This window comes from Fontisubflavum oceani, assembly GCF_030407165.1.
GTDB lineage: Bacteria > Pseudomonadota > Alphaproteobacteria > Rhodobacterales > Rhodobacteraceae > Rhodophyticola > Rhodophyticola oceani.
Genome location: NZ_CP129111.1, coordinates 314,814 through 328,916, shown reverse-complemented (window position 1 = coordinate 328,916; position 14,103 = coordinate 314,814). Strand labels below are relative to the sequence as shown.

The window sequence follows — 14,103 nt, the reverse complement described above, 5'->3', positions numbered from 1 at the left end:
GTCAGGCTCCGGCCCGTTCGGCCACGCGCGCAATCGCATCGCGCAGCTTGCGTTCCAGCCCGTCTTGCTTGGATTTGGCATAGAATTTCAGGCCGAACATATCCTTCACATAGAAGGTATCCACCACCTGCGCGCCATAGGTCGCGATCACCGCGCTGGCGATGTAGATATTGTTCGCGGCCAATGTCTTCGTCAGATCATAAAGCAGGCCGGGGCGGTCGCGTGTGTCCACCTCGATGATCGTGTAAATCTCCGAGCCTTCATTGTCGAAGGTGATCGTGGTCGGCACATCAAAGGGCCGTTCGCGCTTCTTGATTTTTTCGCGACCTTTCAAGGCCTGGCTGGCCACCACTTCGCCTTTCAGCGTCTTGTCGATCATGCCTTTCAGGCGTGGCAGGCGGGACTCCTCATAGGGGTTGCCTTCGCTGTCCTGGACCCAGAACACCGCCGTCGCAAACCCGTCTTTCGAGGTGTAGGTGCGCGCGTCGACCACATTCGCGCCGACCAAGCTCAATGCGCCCGCCAACCGGTTGAAAATGCCCGGATGGTCGGCCAGGGCGAAGCAGACCCGGGTCGCGTCCCGGTCCAAATCGCGGCGGGTGTCGATGCGGATTTCGTCCTCACCCAAATCGCGCAGCATCTCGGCGAAGGTGACTTGGCTGGCGAGGTCCAACCCCTGCCAATAGGGGCCATAATGCCGCGCGATCTCCGCCTTCAACTCGGGCTTTGCCCAGTCTGCCAACGCCTCGCGGAGGGCGCGCTTCGCTTCGCCTTCCAGCTTGTCGCGGTTGAGGTCTTCCAGCCCGGTTTTCAGCGCATCCGCCGTTGCCCGATGCAGCCCGCGCAGCAAGGTGGCCTTCCAGTTGTTCCAGGTGTTCGGCCCAACCCCGCGAATGTCGCAGACGGTCAGGACAGTCATCAGTTCCAACCGTTCGACCGTCTTCACCGCTTTGGCGAAATCGCGCACCGTGCGCGGGTCGGAGATATCGCGTTTCTGCGCCATGTCCGACATCAAGAGGTGATAGCGCACCAGCCATTCCACCGTCTCGCATTCCGCCGGTTTCAGCCCCAAACGGGGGCAGATCGCGCGGGCCAAACGTGCGCCCAAGATCGAGTGATCTTCCTTGCGCCCCTTGCCGATGTCATGCAGCAGGCAGGCGACATAAAGCACCTTCCGGTTCACACCGCGCTCTAGGATACCCGAGGCGACCGGAAGCTCTTCGATCAACTCGCCGCGCTCGATCTGCGCCAGTGTCGAGATGACTTGGATCGTGTGCTCATCGACCGTGTAGCTGTGATACATATTGAACTGCATCATCGCGACGATCTCTGCGAATTCTGGGATAAACGCGCCCAAGACTCCCAGCTCGTTCATCCGCCTGAGCGCCCGTTCCGGGTTGCCGTGTTTCAGCAGCAGATCAAGGAAAATCCGGTTCGCTTCGGAGTCGCGGCGCAACTGATCATCGATCAGGTCGAGATGCGCGGTGACCATCCGCATCGCGTCGGGGTGCAGCAGATAGCCTGTGCGCAACCCCTCCTCGAAGAGCCGCAGGATATTCACCTTATCGGCAAAGAAATCCGCCTCATTCGCCACGGTCAGCCTGTTCTGCTTCACCTCATACCCGGGCTTGAGCTTCCGCCGCCGCGTGCGTTTGCGCCCGCGCAGGAAGCCCCAAAGCCCCGGTTCCTGCTTGACATGGCTGGCCTCAAGTGCTGTCAGGAAAATTCGCGTCAGCTCGCCCACTTTGGTCGCATGCCGGAAATAGGCCTGCATGAAATGTTCGACGGCCCGGCGGTCTTCGCTATCGGTATAGCCCATGCGCTCGGCCACTTGGACCTGCATGTCGAAGGTCAACTGATCCTGCGCCCGATTGGCGATCAGATGCAGATGGCAGCGGATTGACCACAGAAAGCGCTCCGCGGCATCAAAACGCGTCGAACTCGTCTTGTGTGAACAAGCCACGATCGACCAGCGCGGCGACGTCATCAATCCCGTAGAGATATTTGGTGATCCAATAGAGCGTCTGCAGATCGCGCAACCCGCCTTTGCCCTCTTTGACATTGGGCTCCAGCATATAACGCTGCCCGCCCTGTTTGCGGTGCCGCGTGGCACGTTCATCAAGCTTCGCCTCGATGAATTCCGAGCTGGTTCCGGCAAAAAGCTGGTCGCGCAGCGTGTCTTGCAATTCGGAAGCCAGCGCCGCATCGCCCGCCAGATGGCGCATTTCCAGGAAGGTCGTGCGGATCGTGAAATCCTCTTTACCGAGCCTGAGGCATTCCTTGATGGTCCGGCTGGCATGGCCGACCTTCAGCCGCAGATCCCAAAGCATATAGAGCGTGGACTCGATGATGCTTTCGATCTTGCCGGTCATCTTCCAGGGGGTGACGAACAGCAAATCCACATCTGAATAAGGCGCCATCTCGCCCCGGCCATATCCGCCCACGGCCATTACGGCGACGCGTTCGGCATCGGTCGGCGTTGGTGTTGGGTGGAGGCGCGCGGTGGCCACGTGCAGCACTTCTTTCAGAATACCATCGGTTAGATAGGCATAGGCGCGCAGCACCCGCCGCGCCGCCGTGGGGTCTTCCGCAAAAGCCTCGGCGATGCGGGCCCGGCCCGCTTTCTGCGCCTTTGCCAAGACGGCAACAACGGCGCTCCTGACGCCGCCCGTCGCGGCGCAATCGGCGATTGCGGCCTCGATCTCCGCCCGGATCGCGGGCTGGTCGAAAATCTCAGACGCCGCGCAGATCAGCGCGGCGCCCGGGTCGGTCTCGGAGGGCGTTGGCGCGGGGTCAGAAGCCCGCGGGGCCAAGGCGTCTTGGGGCAGGGTCAATCACGGCCACCTGGTTGTTTTGCACTTGCACGACGGCCATCGCACGCTCGTTCGTGCCATCGGCTCTCAGGCGGAATACTCCGTTCCCCCGGCAAAGCCAGAGGAGGCGGTCAACTCAGCGACACCAAGCCGCCCTTGGGTTGCGGCTGTCTCGGCCACGGCGCGCATCGCGTCATAGCCGATCGCGGCCAAGATATGGGCGGGGGTGCCATTGGCCGCCTCATAGCGCGCGTTGAACTGCGCGGCTGCGGACGGGTCGGGCAGGGCGAACCACCCCTCCTGCAACCCAGACAGTTCCAGCGTTTGCGGTGGTACATCCCATCGCGACAGGCCCATGACCCGGGTCGCCTCGGTATCCAGCCCGTTTTCCGGCAGAAGTTGCGCAAAGAGCGGCAGGGCGCCAGCGGCGTCTCCCGTCATCATCAACGCATTGGTGTCAGTCGAGCGCACAGTGCTCATCACCGTGGGCAACGCGGCCACAACGCCGTTTTGTGAGAACTCATAGCTCACCCGGCCCGTGATGGTGGCTCCATTCGCGACCGCTGCGCGTTCCACAGCTTCGCGTGCAACTTCACCGGCCAAATTGCGGGCATGCAGGATTAGCACTCGATTGCGCCCCTGCGCGGCGGAATAGCTCATCATTCGCGTCGCGGTGTTCTGGAACGTATGGCCGAGCACGAAGACATTGCCGCCCGCGATCTCGGTGTTGTTCGAGAAGCTCAAGACATTGATATTGGAGCGCGCCACGGCGACGCCCACGGCAGCCGCCGCGTCCGAGCGGAGCGGGCCAAGGATCACATCGGCGCCTTCGCTCACAGCCTGCTGCGCCACAGCCGCCGCTTGAGATGCGTTTGCGGCCGTGTTGTAGACCGTCAGATTGACCTGGATATCCGGCACATCGGTCAGCGCCAACCGCGCGGCGTTTTCCAGGCTGCGCGCGACCAGATCATCGCCCGCGCTGGCGGAGCCGTACGGCAGAAGCATCGCCACATTGATGGTTTGCCCCGACACGCGCGGCCCCGTCGGACCGGAGCCCGGAACGCCCACCTGGCAGGCGGCCAAAAGAGCGGTAAGTCCAAGAAAAGAAAGCAGCCGGAACGGCTTGCGGAAATGTCGCAAAGCAGAGATCATGAGGGTCCTTGTCTCCCTGAGGGCACCTGTCATCAATGTGCGTGAGCCTAGTGGGTTCATCCCCCCAAGTAAACGCCGCCGGAGCGCCTGACCATGAGTGATTTTCCCGCTGAGCTCGGCCCCGGTGCCACTCCGGCCCGCCATGTGCGGCTCGCGCCGGGGGTCTATTTTGTGGCCACGCCAATTGGCGCGGCGCGGGATATCACCTTGCGGGCGCTGGATATTCTTCTCAGCGCTGATGTGATCGCCGCTGAAGACACCCGAACGGCGCGGAAGCTGATGGAACTGCATGGCGTGCCATTGGGCGAACGTCCGCTGATCGCCTATCACGACCATAACGGCCCGGCACAACGGCCCCGGCTTCTGGCCGCTTTAGCGGAAGGGAAATCCCTGGCCTATGTATCGGAGGCTGGTACGCCGCTTGTGGCGGATCCGGGCTATCAACTGGGGCGGGCGGCGATCGAAGCCGGCGCGGCAGTCTTTGCGGCACCGGGGGCCTCCGCCGCTTTGGCGGCGCTCAATGTGTCGGGATTGCCCAGTGACCGCTTCCTCTTTGCCGGGTTTCCCCCGAATGCGTCCGGCGCGCAAAAGCGCTGGCTTGAGGGACTGCGCGATATTGACGCGACTCTTTTGCTCTATGAAAGCCCCAAACGTATTCATCGGTTGTTAGATAATTTGGCGGAGACTGTCGGGGCGGATCGCGAGATGGCGCTGTGTCGCGAGCTGACAAAACGCTTCGAAGAGGTGATCCGCGGATCGGTCGTGGATGTGGCCAAGCAGATCAAGGACCGGAGCCTGAAAGGCGAAATCGTGGTGGTGATTGGGCGAGGGAAACCACGCCAAGCCGCGACAGAAGATGTGGAGGCCGCTTTGACAGAGGCTTTGAAAACAAGCCGGGTGAAAGACGCCGCAACCGAGGTTGCGGACAGATTCGGAATGCCGCGCCGCGAGATTTATCAACTGGCCCTGAAATTGGGGGAGCGGTGATGACCGGCCAAGTCAATTACCTCGCCGGAAAGGTTGCCGAAGACCAGGTCGCGGCGCGCTATGCGCGCGATGGTCATGTGATCCTGTCTCGCCGCTGGCGCGGCCAAGCCGGCGAGTTGGATTTGGTGACCGAGAAAGACGGTGAGATCGTTTTTGTTGAGGTCAAAAAAAGCCGGAGCTTTGCACGGGCGGCGGAACGCCTGTCCCGGCGTCAAATGCAGCGGATTTACACCAGCGCATCGGATTTTCTTGGCCACATGCCTCGTGGCCAGAATTCAGACGCCCGGTTTGACGTCGCGCTTGTCGATACCCACGGTGGTATAGAGATCATCGAAAACGCCCTCTCTGCCTAATCACGCCCTTCTCCCATTGCATGGCTCTCAAGACCGCGCCATGTAGGCACAACAACACTGGGACGGAGCGCGGTTATGGGCTTGAAAATTGCTTTTCAGATGGATCCGATCGATGCGATCGACATCAACGCGGATAGCAGTTTCCGCTTGGCCGAAGAGGCGCAAGCGCTCGGGCATGAGTTGTTCTACTACACGCCGGACAAGCTCGCCTATCAAGCTGGCCGGATCACGGCGCGGGGCTGGCCGCTCACGGTGCAACGTGTTGAAGGAGATCACTTTTCACTGGGCGCGGAGACCGAGATCGACCTGGCCGATTGGGATGTGGTTTGGCTCCGCCAAGATCCGCCCTTCGACATGGGATATATCACCACCACACATTTGCTGGATCACATCCACCCCGAGACATTGGTGGTCAATGATCCGTTTTGGGTGCGGAATTACCCCGAAAAACTGCTGGTACTGGCGTTTCCCGACCTGACTCCGCCCACCACGATTGCGCGGGATTTGGACACGCTGAAAGCTTTCAAGGCGGAGCATGGCGACATCATCTTGAAGCCGCTCTATGGCAATGGCGGCGCGGGGGTGTTTCGTCTGACACCGGAGGATGGGAACCTCAATTCGCTGCACGAGCTTTTTTCCAGCATCAATCGTGAGCCGCTGATCGCGCAGAAATTCTTGCCGGATGTAAGCGCGGGAGACAAAAGGATTATTCTGGTCGATGGGGAACCGGTTGGCGCGATCAACCGGGTCCCGGCGGCCGGCGAGACCCGATCCAACATGCATGTGGGTGGCCGTCCTGAGAAGACGGAGATGACCGCGCGCGAGTTGGAGATTTGCGCCCGCATCGGCCCACTTTTGCGGGAAAAGGGGCAGATTTTTGTGGGCATCGATGTGATTGGCAATTGGCTGACCGAGATTAATGTCACGTCCCCAACGGGCATTCAGGAGTTGGAACGCTTCGACGGCGTCAATATTGCGGAGCGGATTTGGCAGGTGATCGAAGACAAGGTTGCGGCCAAATAGGTTACAAAAATTTCGAAATGATCCGGTTCTTGTAACCTATCGACGGTGCCCGTCAGTTCTTCGCACCGATCAGGCGGAACCCGATCGCTTCGGCGATATGCGGCGCACCGACCTCCGCGTCACCGTCAAGATCGGCGATGGTGCGCGCCACCCGGCGGATACGGTGATAGCCGCGCGCGGACAGCTTGAACCGGTCGGCGGCTTTCGTGAGAAGCTCTTTCCCTTCCGCATCTGGCGTGGCGATTTCGTCCAAAAGGGCGCCTTCCGCGTCGGCGTTGCACCGTGCGCTCACACCGAGGTCGTCAAATCTTGTGGATTGGCGGCCCCGCGCAGCAGCGATCCGCGCGGCTACCGTGGCGCTGTCATCGCCGGACGGTGGGAGATCCAGGTCGGCATAACTCACCGGCGGAACCTCCAGGCGGAGATCGAACCGGTCCATCAGCGGGCCGGAGATTTTGCCCAGATAGTCCTCGCCACAAAGCGGTGCACGACCGCAGGCCTGCTCCGCATCATAAAGATGGCCGCAGCGGCAGGGATTGGCCGCAGCGATCAACAAGAACCGGCAGGGATACGTCACATGGGCATTGGCCCGGCCACCACGACATCGCCGGTTTCAATCGGTTGCCGGAGGGTCTCCAACACGGCGCGCGGATATTCTGGGAATTCGTCTAGGAACAACACACCGTTATGCGCCAAGCTGATCTCACCCGGTTTCGCGCCGCGCCCGCCGCCGACAATCGCCGCCATGGAGGCCGTGTGATGCGGCGCGCGGTAGGGGCGGGTGCGGGAAATGCCGCCCTCATCCAAGAGGCCGGCAAGCGAATGAACCATCGAGATTTCCAACGCTTCCGCCGCCGAGAGCGGTGGCAACAGGCCGGGCAACCGCGCGGCCAGCATGGATTTGCCGGAACCGGGTGGACCGACCATCAGCAAGTGGTGTCGCCCGGCGGCGGCGATTTCGAGCGCACGTTTGGCGCGTTCCTGGCCGCGGACTTCGATCAGGTCTTTGCGCGACGTTTCATTGCGCACCTCGCCGGGCTTGGCTTGCGTGAGCGGCGCGCGGTCGGTGAGGTGCGCGATCATCTCGGCCAGCGATTTAGCCGCGAAGACGGGGGTTGCGCCGACCCAGGCGGCTTCGGCACCACAGGCAGACGGACAGAGCAGCACGCGGTCATCCTCGCCCGCCGCCAAGGCCGTGGGCAGCGCGCCGATAACGCCAACCAATGTGCCGTCGAGCGACAGTTCGCCCAATGCAACGGCCTCTTCAGCACGTTCGCGGGGGATGATGCCAAGGGCGGCGAGCAATGCCAGCGCGATTGGTAGATCGAAATGCGAGCCCTCTTTCGGCAGGTCCGCAGGCGACAGGTTGATGGTGATCCGCTTCGAGGGCAGGGCGATCGCCATGGAGGACAGCGCTGTGCGGACCCGTTCCCGCGCCTCGCTGACCGCTTTGTCCGGTAGGCCAACAATGGAGAAAGCGGGCAGGCCGGGGGTGACTGCGCATTGCACTTCGACCCGGCGCGCTTCCAACCCGTCGAAGGCGACGGTGTGGCATTTGGCAAGCGTCTCGGGGCGGGCGGCGTCCAACATGGTTAACCGCTACGATCCCGAGGTTAGGAAAGGGTTAACGGGTCTTAGCCCGGCATGGGGAAGGCGCGTCTTTCCAAGTCCATATCGTAAATCGGCTGTTCTGGCCCGTCGGTGAAGCCCGCCTCGCGCCATTCGCGGAATTTGGGGTGGCTGAGATGCGCGGTCACATAGGCCTGCGCCCTCTCGGAAACTGGCAGATCATAGGTCGCGATGCGTGTGGCGACGGGGGCAAAGAATGCGTCTGCCAGGGAATAGGCACCGCAGAGCCAGGGGCCGCCATGGGCCTCGAAAGCATCCCCCCAGATCAGGTCCAGCCGGGCCAGATCGGCCCGTACCTCATCGGAGGGCTGAAACCCGACCCATCCGGTGCGCAGGTTCATCGGGCAAGCGCCGCGCAGGGCGGCAAATCCGGCATGCATTTCGGAGACCAGACTGAGCGCGCGCGCGCGGGCGACCGGATCGGTGGGCAGAAGGCCGCGATCTGGGAATGCCTCGGCCAGATGCCAGGCGATGGCGATGCTTTCGGTGAGAAGCCCGCCCTCCGGCGTACGGACCACGGGGACCGTGCGACCAGGGGCAAAGGCGCTGACATCGCGGGCGAAACGGTCGTCATAGAGCCGTGTGACGGAGACCTCGACGGGGATGTCGAAAGCGGCGAAGGGCAGCCAGCCGCGCAAAGACCAACTGGAGTAAGAGCGGTCGGCGATGAGGAGTTCATAAGTCATGGGCACATTCAGCCGTGCGCATCGCGCATGGTCAAACGGCGATTTCTGATCGGGGTCATCACGGGGTGTGATTGACTTGCGTGACCTTCCAGCCTTCGGAGCCGTGTTCCAGGCGCGTGACCGAGAGGTTGTCGATCTTATGTGACATCGCTTGGTAGGGATCGGTCCCGGCGGCACGCGCGATCTGCGTCATGATCACGCCGATATGGGCGACAGCGATGATGTCGGTCGCGGTGCCATTCAACCGGTCCACCACCGGCGCGACCCGTGCCGCGACCGCGTTCCAGCTTTCGCCCTCGGGGGCGGCAATGTCTCCCGGCTCTTCCCAGAAACGGCGCGAGAGATCCGGATCGCGCGCGGCGACGGCATCGAAACGCAGCCCATCCCAGGCACCGAAATTGAACTCCCTGAGGCCCGGGTCATGGGGCAGGCGCGGGCGACCCGGGCTTAGGGCATCGGCGGTGGTGATGGCGCGCGCGAGATCGGAGGAAATGACCAGCGCTGTCTTAGGCAGGAATGCGTTCAACCGGGCGAGTGCCGCGGTGTCGGAGAGATCGGCGGGCACATCGCGCCAGCCGACAAAGGCCTTTTCATGGGTTGGGCCATGACGCACCCACCACCAACGGGTCACCATGGGGTGCCACCCTGCGGCTGGGTGTTTTTGAGCACGGTTGGCAGGCCCGCGGTGACCAGCACCACCAAATCCGCCTCGGCGGCCAATCGCTGGTTCAAAACCCCTTGGGCGCGTTGAAACTGACGGCCAAGTTTGGTGTCGGGCACGATACTCTGACCAACTTCGTTGGTGACCACGACCACCGGGGCCACCGTCAGGGTCATCACCTCGATCAACTGATCTGCCTCGTCCTCCCAATCCCGCCCATCCAGCATCACATTGGTGAGCCAAAGCGTCGCGCAGTCAAAAAGCGCCACCTCTTCGGCCTCCAACTGCGCTAGCGGCGGGGCTGGGTCGCGCGGTGCCTCGACTGTGCGCCAGCCCTGGCCCGCGCGCGCCTCGCGATGGCTGTCGATCTTGATCTGCATTTCGGCATCCAGCGCTTCAGCGGTGGCGAGATAGACTTTCGCCAAGCCAGATTGATGCACCAGCCCCTCGGCAAAGGCGGATTTTCCCGAGGCTGTGCCACCAATCACCAGGCTGAGAGAGGGCAATCGCAATTATGTGTCCCTTCATGTGATCCGAATGCGGGTATGCTGCGTAACACTCATAGGACCGTGGGAAGCGTGGTCCAACATCAAATACTTACCGGGGGTGAGTCATGGCTTTGGATATGGGTGGAGATCGGTCCTTTTCGCGCCGGGCGATGAAGGCGGAGCTTCTGGATGCCGAGACGGAGTTGGGCCTGGCCTATGCCTGGCGGGATCATCGCGACGAGGCCGCGCTGCATCGGTTGATCACGGCCTATATGCGACTGGCGATTTCGATGGCCGCGAAGTTCAAACGCTATGGCGCGCCGATGAACGACCTGATCCAAGAGGCGGGCTTGGGCCTGATGAAAGCCGCCGACAAGTTTGACCCCGATCGCGGGGTGCGGTTTTCGACCTATGCGGTCTGGTGGATCAAGGCGTCGATCCAGGATTACGTGATGCGCAACTGGTCGATGGTGCGCACCGGCTCGACCAGCAGTCAGAAATCGCTTTTCTTCAATATGCGCCGGGTGCAGGCGCAGATCGAGCGCGAGGCAATGGCGTTGGGAGAGACGCTTGATCGGCATCAGCTTCGCGAGATGATCGCCAGCGAGGTTGGCGTGCCGCTGCATGATGTGGAGATGATGGAAGGGCGTCTTGCGGGGTCGGATTACTCGCTGAACGCCACGCAATCGGTCGAGGATGAGGGCCGTGAGTGGATTGATGCTCTGGAAGATGATGGTGATCAGGCGGCCGAGTTGGTCGAGCACGCGCATGATACCGAGCAGCTCCGGAACTGGCTGATCACGGCGATGCAGGCGCTGAATGAGCGAGAGCGGTTCATTGTCCGCGAACGCAAGCTGCGCGAGGACCCGCGCACGCTGGAGAGCTTGGGCAACGAGTTGGGCCTGTCGAAAGAGCGCGTGCGGCAGTTGGAAGCCGCCGCCTTTGGCAAGATGCGCAAGAACCTCGAAGCGCAGTCGAAAGAGGTGCTGTCATTCTTCGCCGCGTGATCTTCCATGCGCCTTTGGGCCTGATGGCAGGGCTGTTTCTGGCCGCCCTATTGCTTCTCCCGATGTGATCGCGCGACCAGCGCTTTGAGTCGCCGTTGCCGGCGCCGGTAGAAGGCGCGGGCAAAGGCGGCAACAAAGGGTGTTCTCCAGCCCGCCTCGACCGTCACTTCATCGCTATACCATGTGCCGTCTCCCTCGGGTCTGAGACTGATCACATGGTCCCAGACGCGGACCATTTGCCCTTCGCCCTGATCTCGGATGAACCGGGTGTCGCCATCGGGTGGCGGGAAACTGACGCGGAGGATTTGCCAGCCGAGGGGAATGCCAATCGGCCCCGATACCGCGGCGCGATAGGCCCCTTCTTTCCAAATGTCGGGCCAATCCGGCAGATCAAGCGGCCGAAAGCTCAACCAGCCTTTGGTAAGATGGCGGAGCGTATCGGGGCGTTGCAAGAGCGCCCAAACCAGATCGGGCGGCCCAGGTAAGTGACAGGTTTCACGGATCACGCGCGGGGTCATTGCAGTTGTGTCCAAGCGGTGGGCGGCCTACACCGGAGCAGGAGACCTGAGAAGAGGGCCGCCATGCTGACCGGAAAACGCATTTTGCTCATAATTGGGGGCGGAATAGCCGCGTTCAAGGCGTTGGATTTGATCCGGCGGCTGCGCGATCAGGGCGCCAGCGTGGTGCCGGTTCTGACCAAGGCGGGGGAGGAGTTTGTGACCCCGCTTTCCGCCTCGGCCTTGGCGGCCGAGAAGGTCTATCGCGATCTCTTCGATCTGACCGATGAAGCGGAGATGGGGCATATCGAGTTGAGCCGGGCGGCCGATTTGGTGGTGGTCGCGCCCGCAACGGCGGATTTGATGGCGAAGATGGCTGGCGGCCATGCCAATGATCTGGCCTCGACGCTTTTGATGGCGACCGACAAGCGCGTGCTGATCGCGCCTGCGATGAATGTGCGGATGTGGGAGCATGCCGCGACACGGCGGAATCTGGCCGTGTTGCAGGGCGACGGCGTGCTCGTTGTCGGGCCAAACGAGGGCGACATGGCGTGTGGCGAATATGGCCCCGGCCGGATGGCGGAGGTGCCCGAGATCGTCGCGGCGGTCAGTGCCGCATTGGGCGACGGGCCGTTGAAGGGACGCCATGTGTTGGTGACCTCCGGGCCGACGCATGAGCCGATTGACCCGGTGCGCTATATTGCGAACCGTTCTTCGGGCGCGCAGGGCACAGCTTTGGCCGCCGCGTTGCGCGATTTGGGCGCATCGGTGACCTTCGTGACCGGGCCGGCAACGGTTGCGCCGCCAGAGGGCGTGACCGTGGTGCCGGTGGAAACCGCGCGGGAGATGGCCGGGGCGGTCGAGGCGGCCTTGCCGACAGATGCGGCGGTGTTTGCTGCCGCTGTCGCTGATTGGCGGGTGGAAAACGCAACCGATGAGAAGATGAAAAAGACGGCAAGAGGGATGCCCGAACTGGCCTTCGCCGAAAATCCGGACATTCTGGCCAGCGTCGCGCAGATGACAAAGGGGCGGCCCGGGCTGGTGGTGGGGTTCGCCGCTGAGACCAATGACGTGCGGGCCCATGCAACGGCCAAGCGGGAGCGGAAAGGCTGCGATTGGATCGTTGCCAATGACGTCTCGCCCGAGACCGGGATCATGGGCGGATCGGAGAATGCGGTGCATTTGGTGACCGCCGATGGGGTTGAGGATTGGCCGCGCATGTCGAAGGCCGAGACCGCCCGGCAATTGGCGCTGCGGATTGCTGACGCCTTGGGTGCCGCCGAATGAGCACCGTTATTGAGGTTTTCCGCGAAGACTGGGCGGATTTGGATATCGCGCTGCCGGCCTATGCCACTGCGGGCGCCGCGGGCGCGGATCTGCGGGCGAATTTTCCGCCGGAGGAGCGCGACACCGGGATCATCCTACAGCCGATGGATCGGCGGATTGTGCCGACGGGGCTGCGCGTGGCGATCCCGGAGGGGTTCGAGATGCAGATCCGGCCCCGGTCTGGTTTGGCGTTGAAACACGGGATCACGCTGCCCAATACACCCGGCACGATCGATAGCGATTATCGCGGGCCTCTGGGGGTTTTGCTGGTGAATTTCGGCGCCGAGCCGTTCCCGGTTGCCCATGGCGACAGGATTGCCCAGGCGATCATCGCGCCGGTCGTGCAGGCTGAGTTCCATCTGGTCCATGAGATGGGGGAGACTGCACGGGGCGGCGGCGGGTTTGGCTCCACTGGGGTCGGCTGATGCTGTTTGTTCTAATCCTCGCGGGCGTGATCCTTGGGATCGGCCATCTGATGGGCGCGCCTTGGCGCGCGCGCGGTTACATGGTGGGGCTGCTGTTTGTGGCGGTTCTGGCGGTGCAAGTGGCGCTGCCAGCGGGCCATCCCCTGCGGGAGGGGACCGGCGGCTCGCCTGCGCCTTGGCTGCTTTTGGCGGGCGGTGTCGCTTTGATCTTGGCCTATCGCGCCGTATTGCAGCGGATCCGAGAACGGGCCGCAGCGGCCGAGCAGGCCCGCGCCGCGCCGCCCGCGCCTCAGGGGCCGTTCACCGGCGATGAGTTGGAGCGTTATGCGCGCCATATCACGCTGCCGGATATCGGCGGGCGGGGGCAGAAGGCGCTGAAAGAGGCGAAAGTCCTGGTCGTGGGCGCGGGCGGACTGGGCTCCCCCGCGCTGCTCTATCTGGCGGCGGCGGGTGTTGGCACAATCGGGGTGATCGACAATGACGAGGTCGATCTGTCGAACCTGCAGCGGCAGATCATCCATAGCGATCAGCGCCAGGAGATGCCGAAGGTGTTTTCCGCCGAAATCGCGATCAAAGCGCTAAACCCGTTTGTCACCGTCAAACCCTATCATCGGCGGCTGACCGATGAGATCGCAGTGGAGCTTTTTGCCGAATACGATCTGATCCTTGATGGGACCGACAGCTATGCCACCCGTGATCTGATCAACCGCGCGGCGCAGGCCAGCGGGCGGCCTGTGATGGCCGGGGCAATTTCGGCGTGGGAAGGGCAGGTCACGCTTTACGATCCCGCCGGAGGCGCGCCCTGTTTCGCCTGCATTTTCCCTGATGCGCCGGGGCCGGGCATGGCCGCGACCTGTTCTGAGACGGGCGTGATCGGCGCGCTGCCCGGTGTGATCGGCACAATGATGGCGCTGGAGGCGATCAAAGAGATCACCGGCGCCGGCGAGGGCTTGCGCGGGCGGATGCTGATTTATGATGCGCTTTATGCCGAGACCCGGATTATTCGGCTCAAACGCCGGGCCGATTGTGCGGTTTGCGGACAGGATTGAGCGCCGC

12 protein-coding genes and 2 pseudogenes are annotated in these 14,103 nt (G+C 62.7%); 7 read left to right on the top strand and 7 right to left on the bottom strand.

Annotated elements, in window-relative coordinates; genetic code table 11:
* Position 1 precedes the first annotated feature (1 nt).
* Together QTA57_RS01670 and QTA57_RS01665 are read right to left on the bottom strand one after the other, a co-directional pair.
* A pseudogene (locus QTA57_RS01670) lies at positions 2-2,813 on the bottom strand ([protein-PII] uridylyltransferase).
* 87 nt (positions 2,814-2,900) lie between these two features.
* On the bottom strand, positions 2,901-3,965 hold the full coding sequence (locus tag QTA57_RS01665; protein ID WP_290153289.1) for a penicillin-binding protein activator: 1,065 nt from the start codon (positions 3,963-3,965) through the stop codon (positions 2,901-2,903).
* Positions 3,966-4,052: 87 nt separating this feature from the next.
* On the opposite strand from QTA57_RS01665, the gene rsmI reads away from it, so the two are divergent.
* The 3 genes from rsmI (at position 4,053) to gshB (ending at position 6,328) form a co-directional block, all read left to right on the top strand.
* Complete coding sequence (gene rsmI, locus QTA57_RS01660) at positions 4,053-4,952, top strand: 16S rRNA (cytidine(1402)-2'-O)-methyltransferase (RefSeq protein WP_290155004.1); 900 nt, start codon at positions 4,053-4,055, stop codon at positions 4,950-4,952.
* Positions 4,952-5,305, top strand: a complete 354-nt coding sequence (locus QTA57_RS01655) for a YraN family protein (RefSeq protein WP_290153288.1) — start codon at positions 4,952-4,954, stop codon at positions 5,303-5,305. Before rsmI ends, QTA57_RS01655 begins: the two co-directional genes overlap by 1 nt.
* Before the next feature lie 75 nt (positions 5,306-5,380).
* Positions 5,381-6,328 carry a glutathione synthase gene (gshB, locus tag QTA57_RS01650; protein ID WP_290153287.1) on the top strand — a complete coding sequence of 316 codons (948 nt, stop codon included), beginning with the start codon at positions 5,381-5,383 and terminating at the stop codon, positions 6,326-6,328.
* 52 nt (positions 6,329-6,380) lie between these two features.
* On the opposite strand, the pseudogene QTA57_RS01645 reads toward gshB, so the two are convergent.
* The 4 genes and pseudogenes from QTA57_RS01645 to cobU form a co-directional block, all read right to left on the bottom strand.
* A pseudogene (locus QTA57_RS01645) lies at positions 6,381-7,918 on the bottom strand (YifB family Mg chelatase-like AAA ATPase).
* Between the two features lie 44 nt (positions 7,919-7,962).
* The gene (locus tag QTA57_RS01640; RefSeq protein ID WP_290153286.1) at positions 7,963-8,643 is read right to left on the bottom strand and encodes a glutathione S-transferase; all 681 of its coding nucleotides are present in this window, start codon (positions 8,641-8,643) and stop codon (positions 7,963-7,965) included.
* Between the two features lie 58 nt (positions 8,644-8,701).
* Positions 8,702-9,274 carry a histidine phosphatase family protein gene (locus QTA57_RS01635; RefSeq protein ID WP_290155002.1) on the bottom strand — a complete coding sequence of 191 codons (573 nt, stop codon included), beginning with the start codon at positions 9,272-9,274 and terminating at the stop codon, positions 8,702-8,704.
* Positions 9,271-9,816, bottom strand: a complete 546-nt coding sequence (gene cobU / locus QTA57_RS01630; RefSeq protein ID WP_290153285.1) for a bifunctional adenosylcobinamide kinase/adenosylcobinamide-phosphate guanylyltransferase — start codon at positions 9,814-9,816, stop codon at positions 9,271-9,273. The genes QTA57_RS01635 and cobU overlap by 4 nt, the downstream gene beginning before the upstream one ends.
* A gap of 101 nt (positions 9,817-9,917) precedes the next feature.
* Here cobU and QTA57_RS01625 point away from each other — a divergent pair, with 101 nt between their 5' ends.
* The gene (locus tag QTA57_RS01625; protein WP_290153284.1) at positions 9,918-10,799 is read left to right on the top strand and encodes an RNA polymerase factor sigma-32; all 882 of its coding nucleotides are present in this window, start codon (positions 9,918-9,920) and stop codon (positions 10,797-10,799) included.
* A 47-nt stretch (positions 10,800-10,846) separates the two neighbouring features.
* Here the strand turns inward: QTA57_RS01625 and QTA57_RS01620 are convergent, their stop codons facing one another.
* On the bottom strand, positions 10,847-11,317 hold the full coding sequence (locus tag QTA57_RS01620) for an SRPBCC family protein (RefSeq protein ID WP_290153283.1): 471 nt from the start codon (positions 11,315-11,317) through the stop codon (positions 10,847-10,849).
* A gap of 63 nt (positions 11,318-11,380) precedes the next feature.
* On the opposite strand from QTA57_RS01620, the gene coaBC reads away from it, so the two are divergent.
* From coaBC to QTA57_RS01605, 3 genes are read left to right on the top strand one after another with little or no spacing between them, the layout of a single operon-like run.
* Entirely contained in the window at positions 11,381-12,583 is a 1,203-nt protein-coding gene (gene coaBC / locus QTA57_RS01615; RefSeq protein WP_290153282.1) for a bifunctional phosphopantothenoylcysteine decarboxylase/phosphopantothenate--cysteine ligase CoaBC, read from the top strand.
* Positions 12,580-13,047 (top strand): dUTP diphosphatase, encoded by a 468-nt coding sequence (gene dut / locus QTA57_RS01610; RefSeq protein WP_290153281.1) that lies wholly within the window; start codon positions 12,580-12,582, stop codon positions 13,045-13,047. The genes coaBC and dut overlap by 4 nt, the downstream gene beginning before the upstream one ends.
* Complete coding sequence (locus QTA57_RS01605) at positions 13,047-14,096, top strand: HesA/MoeB/ThiF family protein (protein ID WP_290153280.1); 1,050 nt, start codon at positions 13,047-13,049, stop codon at positions 14,094-14,096. Before dut ends, QTA57_RS01605 begins: the two co-directional genes overlap by 1 nt.
* The last annotated feature ends 7 nt before the right edge of the window (positions 14,097-14,103 follow it).

What these genes read in the sequence shown, in the direction of transcription:
- dut (WP_290153281.1), top strand. Translation starts at nt 12,580, where the DNA reads ATGAGCACCGTTATTGAGGTTTTCCGCGAAGACTGGGCGGATTTGGAT.
- gshB (WP_290153287.1), top strand. Translation starts at nt 5,381, where the DNA reads ATGGGCTTGAAAATTGCTTTTCAGATGGATCCGATCGATGCGATCGAC.
- QTA57_RS01625 (WP_290153284.1), top strand. Translation starts at nt 9,918, where the DNA reads ATGGCTTTGGATATGGGTGGAGATCGGTCCTTTTCGCGCCGGGCGATG.
- QTA57_RS01640 (WP_290153286.1), bottom strand. Translation starts at nt 8,643, where the DNA reads ATGACTTATGAACTCCTCATCGCCGACCGCTCTTACTCCAGTTGGTCT.
- QTA57_RS01665 (WP_290153289.1), bottom strand. Translation starts at nt 3,965, where the DNA reads ATGATCTCTGCTTTGCGACATTTCCGCAAGCCGTTCCGGCTGCTTTCT.
- QTA57_RS01620 (WP_290153283.1), bottom strand. Translation starts at nt 11,317, where the DNA reads ATGACCCCGCGCGTGATCCGTGAAACCTGTCACTTACCTGGGCCGCCC.
- QTA57_RS01605 (WP_290153280.1), top strand. Translation starts at nt 13,047, where the DNA reads ATGCTGTTTGTTCTAATCCTCGCGGGCGTGATCCTTGGGATCGGCCAT.
- QTA57_RS01655 (WP_290153288.1), top strand. Translation starts at nt 4,952, where the DNA reads ATGACCGGCCAAGTCAATTACCTCGCCGGAAAGGTTGCCGAAGACCAG.
- coaBC (WP_290153282.1), top strand. Translation starts at nt 11,381, where the DNA reads ATGCTGACCGGAAAACGCATTTTGCTCATAATTGGGGGCGGAATAGCC.